The sequence below is a fragment of the Paractinoplanes lichenicola genome, from assembly GCF_016785085.1.
Classification (GTDB): Bacteria; Actinomycetota; Actinomycetes; order Mycobacteriales; family Micromonosporaceae; genus Actinoplanes; species Actinoplanes lichenicola.
The window spans coordinates 20,570-36,034 of sequence record NZ_JAENHO010000020.1; the positions used below are offsets into that span (position 1 = coordinate 20,570).

Sequence of the window (15,465 nt, forward strand, 5' to 3'; positions counted from 1 at the left end):
GGCAGGTGTTACGGTGGACTCCCGTGGATGGGGCTCTTCTGGACCCGGTTCGCACGTCGGTTAAACAGACGACCACGGGAGCAAGGCCTTGGCCTCTACAGTGCGCGAAACGCGGCACATCTTCGTCACCGGGGGCGTCGCCTCCTCGCTGGGCAAGGGCCTCACCGCCTCCAGCCTCGGCAACCTTTTGACCGCGCGCGGGCTCCGGGTCGTCATGCAGAAGCTCGACCCGTACCTGAACGTCGACCCCGGAACGATGAACCCGTTCCAGCACGGCGAGGTCTTCGTCACCGAGGACGGGGCCGAGACCGACCTCGACGTCGGCCACTACGAGCGGTTCCTCGACCGATCGCTGTCCGGCAAGGCGAACGTCACGACCGGCCAGGTCTATTCGGCGGTCATCGCCCGCGAGCGGCGGGGCGAATACCTGGGCGACACCGTCCAGGTCATCCCGCACATCACCAACGAGATCAAGTCGCGGATCTTCGCGATGGCCGACCCCGACGAGTCCGGCCGCCGGCCCGACGTCGTCATCACCGAGGTCGGCGGCACGGTCGGCGACATGGAGTCGCTGCCCTTCCTCGAGGCGATCCGCCAGGTGCGCCACGAGGTCGGCCGCGACCACGTGTTCTACCTGCACGTCTCGCTGGTGCCCTACCTGGCGCCCTCGGGCGAGCTCAAGACCAAGCCGACCCAGCACTCGGTGGCGGCCCTGCGCAACATCGGCATCCAGCCCGACGCGCTGGTCTGCCGGAGCGACCGCGAGATCCCCGAGAAGCTCAAGCACAAGCTGGCGCTCTACTGCGACGTCGACCGCGAGGCCGTGGTGGCCGCGCCCGACGCGCCCAGCATCTACGACATCCCCAAGGTGCTGCACGACGAGGGGCTCGACGCCTACGTCGTACGGCGTCTGGGTCTGTCCTTCCGCGACGTCAACTGGACGCAGTGGGACGACCTGCTGCACCGGGTGCACCACCCGAAGCGGACCATCACTATCGCGCTGGTCGGCAAGTATGTCGACCTGCCGGACGCGTACCTGTCGGTCAGCGAGGCCATCCGGGCCGCCGGGTTCGCCAACAACGTCAAGGTGCAGCTGCGCTGGGTGCCCAGCGACGACTGCGAGACCACGGCGGGCGCGGCGGCGGCCCTCAAGGGCGTCGACGGCATCGTGATCCCCGGCGGGTTCGGCGTCCGCGGCATCGAAGGCAAGATCAACACTTCCCGGTACGCCCGGGAGAACCAGATCCCGATCCTCGGCATCTGCCTGGGCCTGCAGTGCATGACCATCGACGCCGCGCGGCACCTGGCCGGAATGGCCGGCGCCAACTCGCTCGAGTTCGACGAGCAGGCGCCGTACCCGGTGATCTCCACGATGGCCGACCAGCAGGACATCGTGGCCGGCAAGGGCGACCTGGGCGGCACGATGCGGCTCGGCGCCTACCCGGCCGCGCTGACCGAGGGCTCGATCGTGGCCGAGGTGTACGGCTCGACCGACATCTCCGAGCGCCACCGCCACCGGTACGAGGTCAACAACGACTACCGGGCCAAGCTGGTCGACGCCGGCCTGGTCTTCTCGGGCACCTCGCCGGACGGGCGGCTCGTCGAGTTCATCGAGCTCGACCGCGCGGCCCACCCGTATTTCGTGGCCACCCAGGCCCACCCCGAGCTGAAGAGCCGGCCCACGCGCCCCCACCCGCTCTTCGACGGCCTGGCCAAGGCCGCCATCGAATACGCGGCGGCCGACGAGCTGCCGGTGGACGCGTCGTGAGCTTCTCGCATGCGGTGCAGTCCCGCGTCACCCGCTACGAGGGCCCGATCTTCTCGGTCTTCACCGACGAGGTGACGATGTCGTCCGGCGGCACCGCCCACCGCGACGTGGTGCAGAACAAGGGCGCGGTCGGCGTGGTCGCGCTCGACGAGGTCGGCCGGGTCGTGCTGATCAAGCAATACCGGCACGCCGTCGGCCGGCGCCTGTGGGAGCTGCCGGCCGGCCTGCGCGACGTCGAAGGCGAAGACCTTTCCCGTACGGCGGCGCGCGAGCTGGCCGAGGAGGCCGACCTCGAAGCCGGGCAGTATCACCTGCTCATCGACCTGTTCACGTCGCCCGGCTTCGCCGACGAGACGATCCGCATCTTCCTGGCCCGCGACCTGACGCCGGTGCACTCCAGCTTCGAGCGCACGGACGAGGAAGCCGACATCGAGGTCGCATGGATCGACCTCGACGAGGCGGTCGCGATGGTCTTCCGCGGCGAGATCACCAACGCCGCCGCCGTGGGCGGGCTGCTGGCCGCAGCCCGCGCCCGCGACGAAGGCTGGGCCACGCTCCGCCCCGCGAACTGACCCCGGGCGAACGCGGGCCGGCCGCCACCGGCCCGCGTTCGCCGCCATTTATCGGCGCACCCCCAGCCGGCGCCGATAACCATTCCTGTTTCCCTTCCGGACCGTCGTGTTTCCCCCACGACCACCCGAAAACCCTTGCCAGGAAACGTTTCTCGCCACCACCACAGTGGACTGACGGGAATCATGGTCTCCCGCGTTCCTGATCACGGCAATCTCCCTTTTCGGGTGCTGTTTCTGACCATTCGGGTGAACCATTCCGCGTTTCCTGGGGGTCGCTCACCGCCGGCCCTGGCCGCCGTTACCGCCGCGCTCGTCCGGCCCGGCCCGCCTGTCGCCGCCGGGCTCACCGCCCCTTCGCCTACCGTTTCCTCGGCCGTGCCTCTCTTGGCCGCCCGCTGCCGGAACCGTCCCACCTCGCCCGCTCTTTGCCGCCGGACACGTCCGCATGTCGCGCCGGGTTCGTCCGCTCCGCCGTCGCTGGGCTCGTCTGCCCGTCCGCGCTCGGCTCCTCCGCCTGTCGCCGCCGGGCTCACCGCGCTTGGCGGCGAGACCCGTCCGCCTCCGCGCTTCGCCGCCGAGACCGTCTTCAGCCCTCCCGTCGCCCTGTCGAGCCTGTCGCTGCCGCAAGGGCAACCACCGTCCGTCTTTGCCCCGCCGCCGGGCCGATCCGGTGCTCCCGCCCCGGATGCCCTGCCGCGTCTGCCCCTGCCGCAGGAGCCGTCGCCGTCCGTCTCTGCTCCCGCGGGCGAGGCCGACCCCCTGCCCCTCCCATCCCCGTCCTTTCCCGCGCCTGCCCCGCCCTCCCGGCCCCAAGTTGCCGGGACCGTCCGGTCCTGCCCCGCCGCCGGGACTAACCCATGCCCTCCCGCCGCCGGGATTGCTTTCGCCTTCTCGCCGGAGTCGTCCGGATCGGTGGATTGGGGCTAATTTTCAAGATTTTCTAGCAGGGCTCTGAGCTGGGGTTTTGTTGTTGCGGGGGCGTTGTTTCGGGGGTGTGGGGCGGGGAGCGGTTGAACCGGGCGGCGGTCGGGGGCCGTACTGGCCCGCAGCACCGGTGACATCGACGTCCAACGACGAGGAGTGGTCATGAGGTCCCGCAAGTACCGACGTCCCAGCGAGGGAAACCGGCGGAAGACGATCGGCGCGATCGCAGTGGCCGGCGTGGTCGTCGCCTTGGGCGTGACCGGGGTTCAGCTGGCCAACGCGAGCACCGAGACCAAGGCCGTCGACCTGGTGACGGTGGACGGTCAGCAGTTCGACGTCTCGAACTGCGCCGACGTTCAGGTCAACGCGGGCGCCGTGGTGTGCGACGGCGAGGAGTTGGCGCCCGTCGAGCAGCAGGCCCCCGGCGACGCGGCGGCCGCTTCGGCGGTGGCGCTCGAGGCAGCCTGCGACACGTTCGCGGCCGACCTGGCGGCGGCCGAGGGCGGCGCCGGTGAAGCGGGCGACGAGGCCGGTGCCGGCGACCAGGCGGGCAACGAGGCCGGCGCGGGCGGGGAAGCGGCGCCCGGTTCGCCGGCGGCCAAGGCCGAGAACAAGGCGCTGGCCAAGAAGTGGGTCAAGACCCTGCGCAAGGCGAAGGCCAAGGCCGAAGCCGAGAAGGCCGGCAAGGCGGGCGCCGCGGGCAAGGGCAAGGGCGAGGAGGCCGGCGCGGGCCAGGAGGCCGGCGCTGGTGAAGAGGCTGGGGCCGGCGAAGAGGCCGGGCAGGGCGAGGACGCCGGGGCCGGCAACGCCGCCGCCGACGCCGCGGCCAAGGCCGTGACCTCCGCTCAGCAGAGCCTGCTGCAGGCTTGCCTGACGCTGGCCGACGCCAAGGCCGTGGTGGCCGGGGCCGGCGGCGACGCGGGCCAGGGCGAGGACGCGGGCCAGGGCCAGGGCGAGGAAGCCGGCCAGGGCGGCGAGGACGCCGGTGCCGGCGAGGAAGCGGGCGCGGGCGACGAGGCCGGAGCCGGCGAAGAGGCAGGCGCGGGCGCTGAGGAGAAGGCTCCCGCAGCCAAGAAGTAGCGCCATCACGAACGGCGGCGGTGTGGGGGCGATCCCGGCCCACACCGCCGCTTTTTGTATGCCCGCCTTCCGCTTCGCCCCGCCTTCCGCTTCGCCCCGCCATTCGCCCCGCTCCGCCTTCCGCTCCGCTCCGCCTTCCGCTTCGCCCCGCCTTCCGCCCCGCTCCGCCTTCCGCTCCGCTCCGCCTTCCGCTTCGCCCCGCCTTCCGCTCCGCCTCGCCTTCCGCTCCGCCTCGCCCCGCCTTACGTCAGGGCGGAGGTTGGGCGGGCGTCGTGGGATGGGGGCGTCGTTGTTGGGGCGCCGTGGGCGAAGGAACTGGCTGTAAGTGCGGTGGAGTGGTGGCGCGGCTCCTGCGGCGAGGGGACGTGCTAATCGGGGTTTCGCTGTTCCGTGTGACGCGATGGAGGCGTCGTTGTTGGGGGCGTCGTGGGGAAAGGGGCTGGCTGTGAGTGCGGTGGGGTGGCGGTGCGGCTTCAGCGGTGAGGGGACGTATTAGTCGGGGTTTCGCTGTTCCGTGTGACGCCAGTGGAGGCGTCGTTGTTGGGGGCGTCGTGGGCGAAGGGGCTGGCTGTGAGTGCGGTGGAGTGGCGGTGCGGCTCTCGTGGCGAGGGGACGTGCTAGTCGGGGTTTCGCTGTTTCGTGTGATGCGAGCGGACATCTTGAGATGGCCGTCTCAAGGCTCTGACCTGCGGAGATGGCAGTCGGGAGCGAGCTTCGGGAATCCGCACCGTCAGTGCTAGAACCCGGCATGGCCGGGCGCCGTACCTGCTCATAGGAAGCACGTTCCATGAGTTAAGGGGATGGTGGGAATGACTAAGCGACGCGTGGGGGCGACGGGGCGCCGGGGGCGGCGTCTTGTGCTGGTCGGGATCAGTGCGGTTGTGGTGGCCGCGGGTGCGATGGTGGCGCCGTCGGCGTTCGCGGGGACTGCGGGGAGCAGCGCGGCCAGCAGTAACGGCTCGTTCTTCCAGCGGCTGCGGGAGCGGTTCGCGCAGAACGACGGTCAGAACGGCGGGCAGGCCGGGGGCGGCAACGCGGCCGGGTGTTCGGACGTCGAGCTGGTGTTCGCGCGGGGCACCGGCGAGCCGCAGGGGCTGGGCATCGTGGGACGGCCGCTGGCTCAGGCCCTGGCCGCCGAGCTTCCCGGGCGTACGGTGGGCTCTTTTGCCGTGGTTTATGCCGCCGCCTCCAATCAGCGTAGTGCCGGGCCCGGCGCGACCAACATGACCGAGCACATCGAGCAGGTCGCGCAGAATTGTCCGGAGACGCAGTTCGTGATCGGCGGGTATTCGCAGGGCGCGTCGGTGACCGACATCGCGATCGGCATCCGGGGCGCCGGCACCGCGGGCAAGGCCATCCCGGCCGACCTGCGGGGTCAGGTGGCGGCCGTCGTGGTCTACGGCAACCCGCTGGGGTTGCGGCGGCAGACGATCGCGCAGGCCGCGCCGGAGTTCGCGGACAAGGCGGTCGAGTTCTGCAACAACGGTGACCCGGTGTGCGGCGGCGGCAACAACTTCGCGGCGCACCTCGCCTACAACCGGAACGGCACCGTGGGGCGCGGCGCCGAGTTCGCGGCCGGGAAGATCGGCGGCTGACGACCGTACGGGGTCCGCGCCGCCACGCGGGCCCTGGAACACATGCTCTACCTTGACGGCGTGATGGCCGTCGCGACTGTGGCGTACTGCTTGGGGGGCCTGCTGATCGGCGGCTCCGGCATCTTCTTCCTGCTGAATCTCGGGGATCTGCGGGCGTTGCGCACCATGCGGCGGGTGCCCGTGATCCCGGCCGCGACCCAGCAGCGGAGTGGGCGGGTGGCTCTCGAGGGCCGCACCGAATACGGCCCGGCCGGTCGGCAGCGGGCACCAGTGAGCGGCGAGGATTCCGCGTGGTTCCACGTACGGCTCATTCGCGAGCCCTCGCGGCATTACGCGGGCTCGGACGATCCCGACGAGGACGTGCTGCTCGACTTCTCGTCGCCGGACGGGTTCGCCCTCGCCGATCACAGTGGACGCGTCCCGGTCGATCCGGCGATCTTCGGCTACCCGTTCATCGTCGAGCCCCGCGTGCCAGTGGTGACCACCATCGTGCACAAACGATCGGCCCCGCGCAGTTTGCCGCCGGTCGTGCCGCGCGCGATAGCCGACGATGTGCGCAAGAACGAACGTCTGACGCTCACCGAGACCCGGGTGCCGCGCGGCGTGGCGGTGTACGCGCTCGGGCGGCTCAGCGGCGGAACGCTCACCAGAAGCCGTACGGGATTGACCGTTTTCTCGACCGACAACCGTGATCAGGTGATCGCCGCGCGCCGGGACAGCATCGCGCTCGGCACGAAGATGACCGTCTGGTTCGCGGTGGCGGGCCTGCTGCTGGCGGGCGGCGGCGTGGGCTACCTGACGACGCTGGCCTGAGCACGCGGGTGACAGCGCGCGCTGTCACCCGCGTACGGGGTCAGGCCTTGGTGATCTTGATGTTGTCGACGGCCGCCTCCACGAGCGAGGCGGTCGACAGGTCGGCGGCCTCCACGCTCAGGCGGATCGTCTGGCCGGCGAACGAGGACAGGTTGGCCGAACCGGTGGCCCAGGCGGCGGCCCGGTCGGAGGCGGCCCCGGCCTGCGTGAACACGGTGGTCGTGGTGCTGCCGGAGATCACCCGGATGCGGAAGTAGTCGGCGCTGGACGAGTTGTTCAGGTGCGACAGATACCAGCTGAAGCCGAGCGTCAGCGTGCCCGTCGGCAGCGTGATCGCGGGCGAGACGATCGTCGTGGTGCCGCCGTCGACGTCGTTGGCGCCCGCGCTGGACCCGGCGGTCGCCCCGGTGACCAGGTCGTACGTGCCGCCGGCGGCGTTGCCGAGCTGCGTCGCGACGCCCGAGCTGGTGGCCGCCGGGTCGCCGCGCTCGAACCGGCCCGACGTGGCGGTGTCGGCCGTGCCCGCCGTCCAGCCGGTCGCCGTCTCGAAGTCGTCGGAGTAGACGGTCGTGCCGGTCGGCGGGGGAGTGGTGCCGCCGTCGGCCAGCGTCCAGACCGCGTACGCGATGGCGTCCGAGTTGCGGTCGAGCGCGGTGTCGTTGATGTTCGCGGTCGTGTCGCACGACGCGTGGTAGCAGGGATCGAACGTCGTGGCCGTGCCACCCCACAGCTGCACCTGCGCGGCCGTCTTGCGGCCCTCGGCGCCGGTGAAGATGCCGCCGGCCGGGATGCCGTTCGCGATGAACGGGCCGTAGTCGCTGCGCCCGTCGAAGTCGGTGCCGCGGGTGGGCACGCCGATCGACGTGAAGTAGTCGGCCAGCGTCTGCTCGATCTGCGCCGAGCCGGCCGGCCCGGGGCCCGAGCCGGTGCCGTCGGAGTTGTCACCGTCGTACAGGAAATAGCCGGGGTTGGGCGAGCCGACCATGTCGAAGTTGAGGTAGCCGGTGATTTCGCGTTTCTGCGCGGTTGTGAGCGAGTTGACGTAGGCGGTCGAGCCGCGCAGCCCGAGCTCCTCCGCGCCCCACCAGCCGAAGCGCAGGTGCCGGTCGGGCTGGAAGCCGCTGCGGGCGACGGCCAGGGCGACCTCGAGGTTGGCGGCCGAGCCGGAGCCGTTGTCGTTGATGCCGGGGCCCGCGGTGACGCTGTCGAGGTGTGCGCCGACCATCAGGGTGTCCGCGGTGTCGCCGCCGGGCCAGTCCGCGATCAGGTTGTAGCCGGTGGCGCCGTTGTACGTGAACGACTGCTGGCGCGTGGTGTAGCCGGCCGCGTCGAGCAGGTTCTTGACATACGTGACCGAGGCCAGATAGCCGGGCCGGCCGTGCGCGCGGTTGCCGCCGTTGGCCGTGGCGATGTTCTGCAGCTGCGTCAGGTGCGCCTTGACGTTGGCGACGGGGATGTCGGGCGCGGCGTCTATTTTCATGGGGGCGGCTTGGGCGGGAGCGGTGGCCAGCCCTAACGCCAGCGCGGCCACGCCGAGGACGAGGGGTGCTCGCACGAAGATCCTCCGTGAGCTCGGGGGTGTGTGCCCGGAGCATGTCAGCGGAGCCGACTCATGCAATCATCCCAATCAATACATATCAGGGGCGCCTGCCGAACGGTCCGCTCAGGGCGGCCCACTGCAGCAGCATGATCGTTTTCGCGTCGGCGATGTGGCCGTCGGCGATCGCGGCCAGGGCGTCGTCGAAGTCGAGCTCGACGGCCTCGATCTCCTCGCCCTCGTCGGCCACCCCACCACCAGGGCCCGTACGGTCGGCGGCCGTGTACGGCGCGGCGTAGAAGTGCAGGCGCTCGGTGACCGAACCCGGGCTCATCCAGACGCCGAACACGTGCTCCAGCTCGCCGACCGTGACACCCAGCTCCTCCGCCGTCTCGCGCCGGATCGCGCTGGCCGGATCGTCGTCGTCGAGCAGGCCCGCGGCGGCCTCGACGAGCATGCCGTCGGGGTGGCCGTTGACGTAGGCGGGATAGCGGAACTGCCGGGTCAGCAGCACCGTGCGGCGGGCCACGTCATACAGCAGGATCGTCGCGCCGTCGCCGCGGTCGTACGTCTCGCGCTGCTGCGTGCTCCAGCGGCCGTCTCGGTGGCGGTAGTCATACGTCGTGCGGCGGAGGACGTGCCACGCCGTCGCGAGCAGCTCGACGTCGCGGATCACCACGTCGGGGTTGCCGGTGAGATCGCGGCCCGCCTGGTCGAGGCCGGTGCGGCCGCGGTGATCGGGCAGGTCGAGGCCGGGGGTGCCGAGGTCGGTCATGGCCGGTACGCTACTCATCAAACGCGCAACAGTCGACAACAATGAGGAGAAACACGTAATGCTCCCCGCCGAGCGCCGCGACTTCCTGCTCGAGCGGCTGCACGCCGAGGGCAAGCTCGTGGTCACCGACATCGCCTTCGAGCTGGGCCTGGCCGAGGACAACATCCGCCGCGACCTGCGCGAGCTCGCCGCCGCCGGGCTGCTGCAGCGGGTTTACGGGGGAGCGCTGCCGCCGGCCCCCGCGGCCGCCGACTACGCGACCCGCACCACGGTCTCGCCCGACAGCAAACGCCGGGTCGCCGCCGCGGCCGCCGCCCTGATCCAGCCCGGCGCGACCGTGCTGCTCGACGGTGGCACGACCGCGCTGGCCGTGGTCAACGCCCTGCCACCCGATCTCGAGGCCACGATCGTCACTCACAGCGTCACTGTCGCCGCCGCGCTGGTCCCGCACCCGACGGTCGACGTGCTGGTGCTCGGCGGCCGCCTGTTCAAGCACTCGGCGGTCACCTCGGGCGCGATCACGGCCGAGGCCGCCCGCGGCGTGCACGCCGACCTGTTCCTGCTCGGCGTCACTGGCGTCCACGCGAAAGCGGGCCTGACCACCGGCGACCCTGATGAGGCGGCGATGAAACGCACCCTCGCGAGCCGCGCCGCCGAGACTTATGTGATGGCCAGCGCGGAAAAGATCAACACCGCTTCCCCGTACGTGGTCCTGCCGCTGACCGAGGTGAGCGGCGTGATCACCGACTCCGCGGACACGGACGACCTCGGCGTGCCGATCCTCGCGGCGACTTAGGGGGCGTCCTGGATGCGCCGGGCCGCCGGGTTCGGCAGGTTGGAGTCATGAGCGTCCTCACCGTTGCCGTCACCGCCGCGTCGTTGCTCGTGGCGCCGACCGTCACGCTGGAGCTGCCCGCGCCCACCGGTCCGTACGAGGTCGGTGTGGTCAACCGGCACCTCGTCGACCGGAGCCGCGCCGATCCCTGGGTGCCGGAACGCCGTCGCGAGCTCATGGTGTCCCTTTGGTATCCGGCGCTGCGCGGGACCGGCCCGGCTGCGCGCTATGTGACACCCGAGGAGTCCGCGCTCATCCTCGAGGCGCAGAACGTCACCGGCGTGCCGTCCGAGATCCTCAGCACCACCGTCACGCACTCCAGGGCCGGCGCCGTCCCGCTGCCGCACCAGAACCGGCGGCCACTGGTCGTGCTGTCGCCCGGCTTCACGTTGCCGCGCTCGTCGCTCACCGGCCTCGCCGAGGACTTGGCCAGCCGGGGTTACGTGGTCGCGGGCATCGACCACACCTACGAGTCGGCCGCGGTCACCTTCCCCGACGGCCGGATCGCCGAGTGCCTTATGTGCGGGCGCGCCGACGGTCCCAAGGTGACAGCCTCCCGCGTACGGGATGTGCAGTTCGTTCTTGACTCATTGCGCGGGGGTTATGACGCTCGCCGGGTCGCCATGGTCGGTCACTCGCTCGGCGGGTCGGCCGCGTCGGCCGCGATGGTCGCCGATCCGCGCATCGACGTGGGGGTGAACCTGGACGGGACCGTGCAGGTCGACCTGCCGGCGCGTGGACTGGACCGTCCGTTCGTGCTCATCGGCAACGCCAAGCACGGCGTGCCCGGCGACGACAAGACGTGGACCGACGCCTGGTCGCGGCTGACTGGCTGGAAACGCTGGCTGTCGGTCACCGGAACCACGCATCTTTCGTTCACCGACTTCGCGCCGCTGGGTGATCAGGCGGGGCTGCCCATTCAGCCGCTCGGGGGCACGCGGAGCATGCAGATCACCCGGGCGTACGTGGCCGCGACGCTCGACAAGCACTTGCGGGCGGCGCCTGGGCCGTTGCCGCGCTATCCCGAGGCGGTCTTCCAGAACCCGGTCAACCGCTAGCTCGCCGAGTCCCGCGCTCGCGCGTGTCTGGCCGTCAACAGAGGCCCGCCCTACCGGGGGACCCCCGCCCTCCGCCATTTTATCGGGCTGGAGCGATCTTGGGGTCGGGGCCGGGCCGCCGCTGTGGACAACCCGGAATTGTGGATAACTCAGTTGATCAGTCGGGCGGGGGCTAACTTAGGCCTCGTTCCCGGGCCATGCGCTCCACGGCGTTCTTGGCCTCCGCCAGTCCCGCACCCGTCCGCTCGCGATAGACCTTGATCGCCTGGATCTTCTCGCCCCTCATCAGGTGGGCGAGCACCTCCGGGTCCTCGGTCGTCGCGGGCTCCTCGATGCCGAGGTGATTCATGATGGTGTCCAGTTTTCGTTCGATCGCCGCCAGCCGGGCCGTCTCGTGGCTGTTGCGCTGGGCTCGGTTCGACGCCACGACCAGGCCGAAACCGACCAAGGCGATGATGATGGCGACGACGTAGGCAAAGTCCATACGGCCATCGAATCAGTTGCCCGCCACGAGGGCTCAGAGAGTGTCCGCGGGGGCTTTGAGGGCAGCCACGCAAGAGCGCAGCAGCCGGCGCAGCTGCTCCTGGTCGGCGGCCGACATCCCGGTCAGCATGGCGTCCTCGACGGCCCGCACGGCCCCGCTGGCCGTGGCCAGCTGGCGGCGGCCCTTCGGGGTCAGCGTGGTGGGCAGCACCCGTCCCGACGGCGCGCGTTCGGGCCGGGCGACCAGCCCGTCGCGTTCCAGGGCCTGCAGCAGCACGTTCATCGATTGGCGGGTCACGAACGTGCCCCGGGCCAGCTCGGAATTCGACAGCCCGGGCCGCTGGGAGAGCAGCTCCAGGCACGAGTAATGCGTGATCGTCATGCCGAGCGGCCGCAGCACCGCCTCCATCGCGCCGTGCAGGCTGCTCGACGCCATCTTCAGCAGGTAGCCCACCGATGTGTCCAGCTCGACTTGACTCATGTCAGCATACTGACATACCTTGGAGAATGTCAGCTAACTGACATCCAACGAACCAGGAGTGATCATGGCAGTCACCGGACCCGACTTCATCTCCCTGCAGGTGAGCGACATCGAGCGTTCCGCCGCCTTCTACGAGAAGCACCTGGGCCTGCGCCGCCGGCAGGGCCCGCCGCACGCCGTCGTCTTCGACACCGCGCCGATCGCCTTCGCCGTGCGCTCGCTCGTCGACGGCGCGATCGCCGAGCCCGGCCGCGGCGTGGCCCTGTGGCTGCACGCCCACGACACCCAGCAGATCCACGACGACCTGGCCGCCGCCGGGGTGCCGATCGTCTCCGAGCCCATCGACGGCCCGTTCGGCCGCACGTTCACGTTCGCCGACCCCGACGGTTACCAGGTGACCCTGCATGACCGCGCCTGAGCGGTTCTGGGTCAGCGCGGTCAGCCTCGATCACGTCGAGGCGGCCGCCGCTGGCGGGTTCACGCAGGCCGATCACGGTGCGAACACTCGCCTGCGGCGGCTGCGGCCCGGCGACCGCATCGTCTTCTATTCGCCGCGCACGACGATGCTCGGCGGCGACCCCGTACGGCGGTTCACCGCTCTCGCCACTGTCACCGGCGCCGAGCCGTATCAGGCGCCGAGCGGGCATTGGCGCCTCGCCTGTGAATTCGAGCCGGCGGCCGCGATCGAGGTCAAACCGCTCGCCGGTGAGCTGTCGTTCATTTCCGACCCCGCGCACTGGGGCCTGCCCTTTCGGCGCGGGCTGTTCACCATTCCCGAGGACGATTTTCGATTCATCGCCAGCCGAATGCGTACGGGGTGAGGTCGGCAATCGTTGATATAGCAGCATAAAAGGATGAGTTTCACCGAGTCCGAGATCGCGTATCTGTCCGGTCAGCACCTGGGCCGCCTGGCCACCCTGCGCGCCGACGGCACCCTGCAGAACAGTCCGGTCGGGTTCCGTTACAACCAGCGCACCGGCACGATCGACATCGCCGGGCAGCACATGGCCGGCAGCCGCAAGTTCCGCAACGTCGCGGCCACCGGCGAGGTCGCCTTCGTGATCGACGACGTGCCCTCGATCGAGCCGTTGCAGGTGCGCTGTCTCGAGATCCGGGGCGCCGCCGAGGCGCTCGAGGAAGCGGCCGACTCCGGTTACGGCCCCGATGCGCCGATCATCCGGATCCACCCGCGGCGGATCGTCAGCTTCGGCCTGGGCGAGCCCGACGCGGACGCCCGCACGCCGGTCGTGCAGGCCCGCAACGTATGAACGCGGACGCCCGCACGCCGGTCGTGCAGGCCCGCAACGTATGAGCAGCGCCGGCAGAAACGGCACCGCAAAGGAAGCGGACATATAAGACATCGAACGGGGTAGTCTTCGTCGGGGCGGGCCCGGCGAAGAAGGGGCCGGCCTGGGACGTCACTCAGCGTTGAGAAAGGACGGTGTCGGCTCGATGAAGGTCGGCATTCCCAGCGAGGTCAAGAACAACGAATTCCGGGTGGCCATCACCCCCGCCGGTGTGTACGAATTCCGCCGCGCCGGGCACGAGGTCTTTGTGCAGGCGGGCGCGGGCGGCGGCTCGTCGATCACCGATGGCGACTACATCGCCGCCGGCGCCACCATCCTCGGCACGGCGGACGACGTGTGGGGCACGGCCGACCTGATCCTGAAGGTCAAGGAGCCGATCGCCGAGGAGTATCCGCGCATGCGGCCCGGCCAGGTGCTCTTCACCTACCTGCACCTCGCGGCGTCCAAGGAGTGCACCGACGCGCTGCTCGACCGCAAGGTCACCGGCATCGCGTACGAGACGGTCGAACTGCCCGACCGCTCGCTGCCGCTGCTCGCCCCCATGAGCGAGGTCGCCGGCCGGCTCGCGCCGCAGGTCGGGGCGTATCACATGATGCGCTCCGGCGGTGGCCGCGGCGTGCTCATGGGCGGCGTCCCGGGGGTGTACGCGGCCAAGGTCGTCGTCATCGGCGCGGGCGTCTCCGGCATGAACGCGGCCGCGATCGCGCTCGGCATGCAGGCCGAGATCCTCGTGCTCGACCGCAACATCGCCCGGCTGCGCGCCGCCGACGCCGACTACCGGGGGCACCTGCAGACCGTCGCCTCCAACGCGTACGAGATCGAGAAGGCCGTGCTCGACGCCGACATGGTCATCGGCGCCGTGCTGATCCCCGGCGCGAAGGCCCCCAACCTGGTCTCCAACGAGCTCGTGGCCCGGATGAAGCCGGGCAGCGTGCTCGTCGACATCTCGATCGACCAGGGCGGCTGCTTCGAGGACTCGCGGCCCACGACCCACGCCGACCCCGTCTACAAGGTGCACAACTCGCTGTTCTACTGCGTCGCCAACATGCCGGGCGCGGTGCCGCACACGAGCACCTACGCACTGACGAACGTCACCCTGCCGTACGCTCTGGAACTGGCCAACCTGGGCTGGCGCGACGCGCTGCGGGCGGACCACGCGCTCGGGCTCGGCCTGAACACTCACGACGGGCACGTCACGTACGGGCCGGTCGCGGAGGCCCATGGCATGACGACACTCGACCTGGCAGAGGTGCTCAGCTGACAGCACTGACGGTGCAGCGCGTAATCCAGGCCTATCTCGACCACCTCACCGTCGAGCGTGGGCTGTCGCGCAACACCCTCGCGTCGTATCGGCGCGACCTCGAACGGTATGCGCAGGCGCTCGCCGCGGACGGGATCGACGATCTCGCCGCGGTGAGCGCCGCCCAGGTCACCGGGCATCTGGCCGCCCTGCGCGCCGACGGGCTGGCCTCCGCGTCGGCCGCCCGGGCCATCAGCGCCGTACGGGGTCTGCACAAGTTCGCCGTCCGCGAGGGGCTGGTCGGCACCGACGTCGCCGCCGAGGTCCGCCCGCCCTCGCCCGCCAAGCGGCTGCCCAAGGCGCTCGACGTCGACCAGGTCACCCGTTTACTCGCCGTGGCCGACGACACCCCGCTCGGCCTGCGCGACAAGGCCCTGCTCGAGTTTCTCTACGGCACCGGCGCGCGCATCTCCGAGGCCGTCGGCGCCGCCGTAGACGATCTGGAGCTGGGCGACGAGCCGGCCGCCATCCTGCACGGCAAGGGCGGCCGCACCCGGCTGGTGCCGGTCGGCGGGTTCGCCAAGGCCGCTCTGGACGCCTATCTCGTACGGGGGAGGCCCGCGCTCGCCGCGAACGGCCAGGGCACGCCGGCCGTCTTCCTCAACGCGCGCGGCGGACGGTTGTCCCGGCAGAGCGCGTGGACGATTCTGCACCGCGCGGCCGAGGCTGCCGGGCTGCCCGTCGAGGGACCGCACGCGGTGAGCCCGCACACGTTGCGCCACTCGTACGCCACCCATCTGCTCGACGGCGGCGCCGACGTCCGGGTCGTCCAGGAGCTGCTCGGGCACGCCTCGGTGACCACGACGCAGGTGTACACCCTGGTCACCGTGGATCGGCTGCGCGAGGTCTACGCGACCGCACACCCTCGCGCTCGTTAGAGACTGCGCACCCATAGATAGCGACACGCCGACAGCTCACGGGGGAACGACGGCGGTCG

16 protein-coding genes are annotated in these 15,465 nt (G+C 70.7%); 12 read left to right on the forward strand and 4 right to left on the reverse strand.

Annotated elements, in window-relative coordinates:
* Positions 1–88: 88 nt before the first annotated feature.
* From pyrG to JKJ07_RS45425, 5 genes are all read left to right on the forward strand, one after another.
* A complete protein-coding gene (gene pyrG / locus JKJ07_RS45405; RefSeq protein WP_202998309.1) occupies positions 89–1,768 on the forward strand; it encodes a CTP synthase in 1,680 nt (559 codons plus the stop codon).
* Positions 1,765–2,340 carry an NUDIX domain-containing protein gene (locus tag JKJ07_RS45410; protein ID WP_307834779.1) on the forward strand — a complete coding sequence of 192 codons (576 nt, stop codon included), beginning with the start codon at positions 1,765–1,767 and terminating at the stop codon, positions 2,338–2,340. Before pyrG ends, JKJ07_RS45410 begins: the two co-directional genes overlap by 4 nt.
* A 1,086-nt stretch (positions 2,341–3,426) precedes the next feature.
* Entirely contained in the window at positions 3,427–4,344 is a 918-nt protein-coding gene (locus JKJ07_RS45415; protein WP_236031204.1) for a hypothetical protein, read from the forward strand.
* Positions 4,345–5,153: 809 nt separating this feature from the next.
* Positions 5,154–5,939, forward strand: coding sequence for a cutinase family protein (locus tag JKJ07_RS45420; protein WP_202998311.1), 786 nt, complete (start codon positions 5,154–5,156; stop codon positions 5,937–5,939).
* A gap of 42 nt (positions 5,940–5,981) precedes the next feature.
* Positions 5,982–6,752, forward strand: a complete 771-nt coding sequence (locus tag JKJ07_RS45425; protein WP_202998312.1) for a hypothetical protein — start codon at positions 5,982–5,984, stop codon at positions 6,750–6,752.
* A 40-nt stretch (positions 6,753–6,792) separates the two neighbouring features.
* Here JKJ07_RS45425 and JKJ07_RS45430 read toward each other — a convergent pair whose 3' ends face one another.
* Positions 6,793–8,232 (reverse strand): M28 family metallopeptidase, encoded by a 1,440-nt coding sequence (locus tag JKJ07_RS45430; protein ID WP_203078087.1) that lies wholly within the window; start codon positions 8,230–8,232, stop codon positions 6,793–6,795.
* Positions 8,233–8,389: 157 nt separating this feature from the next.
* Positions 8,390–9,064, reverse strand: a complete 675-nt coding sequence (locus JKJ07_RS45435; RefSeq protein ID WP_202998313.1) for an NUDIX domain-containing protein — start codon at positions 9,062–9,064, stop codon at positions 8,390–8,392.
* 58 nt (positions 9,065–9,122) lie between these two features.
* Between JKJ07_RS45435 and JKJ07_RS45440 the strand changes: the two genes are divergently transcribed.
* Both JKJ07_RS45440 and JKJ07_RS45445 read left to right on the forward strand, forming a co-directional pair.
* A complete protein-coding gene (locus tag JKJ07_RS45440; RefSeq protein ID WP_202998314.1) occupies positions 9,123–9,860 on the forward strand; it encodes a DeoR/GlpR family DNA-binding transcription regulator in 738 nt (245 codons plus the stop codon).
* Positions 9,861–9,907: 47 nt separating this feature from the next.
* Positions 9,908–10,957, forward strand: coding sequence for an alpha/beta hydrolase family protein (locus JKJ07_RS45445; protein WP_202998315.1), 1,050 nt, complete (start codon positions 9,908–9,910; stop codon positions 10,955–10,957).
* A 172-nt stretch (positions 10,958–11,129) separates the two neighbouring features.
* Here the strand turns inward: JKJ07_RS45445 and JKJ07_RS45450 are convergent, their stop codons facing one another.
* Together JKJ07_RS45450 and JKJ07_RS45455 are read right to left on the reverse strand one after the other, a co-directional pair.
* Positions 11,130–11,441 carry a ribosomal protein L7/L12 gene (locus JKJ07_RS45450; protein ID WP_202998316.1) on the reverse strand — a complete coding sequence of 104 codons (312 nt, stop codon included), beginning with the start codon at positions 11,439–11,441 and terminating at the stop codon, positions 11,130–11,132.
* A 33-nt stretch (positions 11,442–11,474) separates the two neighbouring features.
* Positions 11,475–11,921 (reverse strand): MarR family winged helix-turn-helix transcriptional regulator, encoded by a 447-nt coding sequence (locus JKJ07_RS45455; protein ID WP_202998317.1) that lies wholly within the window; start codon positions 11,919–11,921, stop codon positions 11,475–11,477.
* 64 nt (positions 11,922–11,985) lie between these two features.
* Here JKJ07_RS45455 and JKJ07_RS45460 point away from each other — a divergent pair, with 64 nt between their 5' ends.
* The 5 genes from JKJ07_RS45460 to JKJ07_RS45480 all read left to right on the forward strand — a co-directional run bounded on the left by JKJ07_RS45460 (position 11,986) and on the right by JKJ07_RS45480 (position 15,406).
* Positions 11,986–12,339 (forward strand): VOC family protein, encoded by a 354-nt coding sequence (locus JKJ07_RS45460; protein WP_202998318.1) that lies wholly within the window; start codon positions 11,986–11,988, stop codon positions 12,337–12,339.
* The gene (locus JKJ07_RS45465) at positions 12,326–12,742 is read left to right on the forward strand and encodes an EVE domain-containing protein (RefSeq protein WP_202998319.1); all 417 of its coding nucleotides are present in this window, start codon (positions 12,326–12,328) and stop codon (positions 12,740–12,742) included. Before JKJ07_RS45460 ends, JKJ07_RS45465 begins: the two co-directional genes overlap by 14 nt.
* A gap of 33 nt (positions 12,743–12,775) precedes the next feature.
* Positions 12,776–13,189 (forward strand): PPOX class F420-dependent oxidoreductase, encoded by a 414-nt coding sequence (locus JKJ07_RS45470; RefSeq protein WP_202998320.1) that lies wholly within the window; start codon positions 12,776–12,778, stop codon positions 13,187–13,189.
* Positions 13,190–13,373: 184 nt separating this feature from the next.
* The gene (ald, locus tag JKJ07_RS45475) at positions 13,374–14,489 is read left to right on the forward strand and encodes an alanine dehydrogenase (RefSeq protein WP_202998321.1); all 1,116 of its coding nucleotides are present in this window, start codon (positions 13,374–13,376) and stop codon (positions 14,487–14,489) included.
* A gap of 11 nt (positions 14,490–14,500) precedes the next feature.
* Positions 14,501–15,406, forward strand: a complete 906-nt coding sequence (locus tag JKJ07_RS45480) for a site-specific tyrosine recombinase XerD (protein ID WP_307834780.1) — start codon at positions 14,501–14,503, stop codon at positions 15,404–15,406.
* The last annotated feature ends 59 nt before the right edge of the window (positions 15,407–15,465 follow it).

Excerpts from the sequence above, each read along its gene's own strand:
- JKJ07_RS45415 (WP_236031204.1), top strand. The coding sequence starts at position 3,427 with ATGAGGTCCCGCAAGTACCGACGTCCCAGCGAGGGAAACCGGCGGAAG.
- JKJ07_RS45420 (WP_202998311.1), top strand. The coding sequence starts at position 5,154 with ATGACTAAGCGACGCGTGGGGGCGACGGGGCGCCGGGGGCGGCGTCTT.
- JKJ07_RS45425 (WP_202998312.1), top strand. The coding sequence starts at position 5,982 with ATGCTCTACCTTGACGGCGTGATGGCCGTCGCGACTGTGGCGTACTGC.
- JKJ07_RS45430 (WP_203078087.1), bottom strand. The coding sequence starts at position 8,232 with ATGAAAATAGACGCCGCGCCCGACATCCCCGTCGCCAACGTCAAGGCG.
- JKJ07_RS45435 (WP_202998313.1), bottom strand. The coding sequence starts at position 9,064 with ATGACCGACCTCGGCACCCCCGGCCTCGACCTGCCCGATCACCGCGGC.
- JKJ07_RS45440 (WP_202998314.1), top strand. The coding sequence starts at position 9,123 with ATGCTCCCCGCCGAGCGCCGCGACTTCCTGCTCGAGCGGCTGCACGCC.
- JKJ07_RS45445 (WP_202998315.1), top strand. The coding sequence starts at position 9,908 with ATGAGCGTCCTCACCGTTGCCGTCACCGCCGCGTCGTTGCTCGTGGCG.
- JKJ07_RS45450 (WP_202998316.1), bottom strand. The coding sequence starts at position 11,441 with ATGGACTTTGCCTACGTCGTCGCCATCATCATCGCCTTGGTCGGTTTC.
- JKJ07_RS45455 (WP_202998317.1), bottom strand. The coding sequence starts at position 11,921 with ATGAGTCAAGTCGAGCTGGACACATCGGTGGGCTACCTGCTGAAGATG.
- JKJ07_RS45460 (WP_202998318.1), top strand. The coding sequence starts at position 11,986 with ATGGCAGTCACCGGACCCGACTTCATCTCCCTGCAGGTGAGCGACATC.
- JKJ07_RS45465 (WP_202998319.1), top strand. The coding sequence starts at position 12,326 with ATGACCGCGCCTGAGCGGTTCTGGGTCAGCGCGGTCAGCCTCGATCAC.
- JKJ07_RS45470 (WP_202998320.1), top strand. The coding sequence starts at position 12,776 with ATGAGTTTCACCGAGTCCGAGATCGCGTATCTGTCCGGTCAGCACCTG.
- ald (WP_202998321.1), top strand. The coding sequence starts at position 13,374 with ATGAAGGTCGGCATTCCCAGCGAGGTCAAGAACAACGAATTCCGGGTG.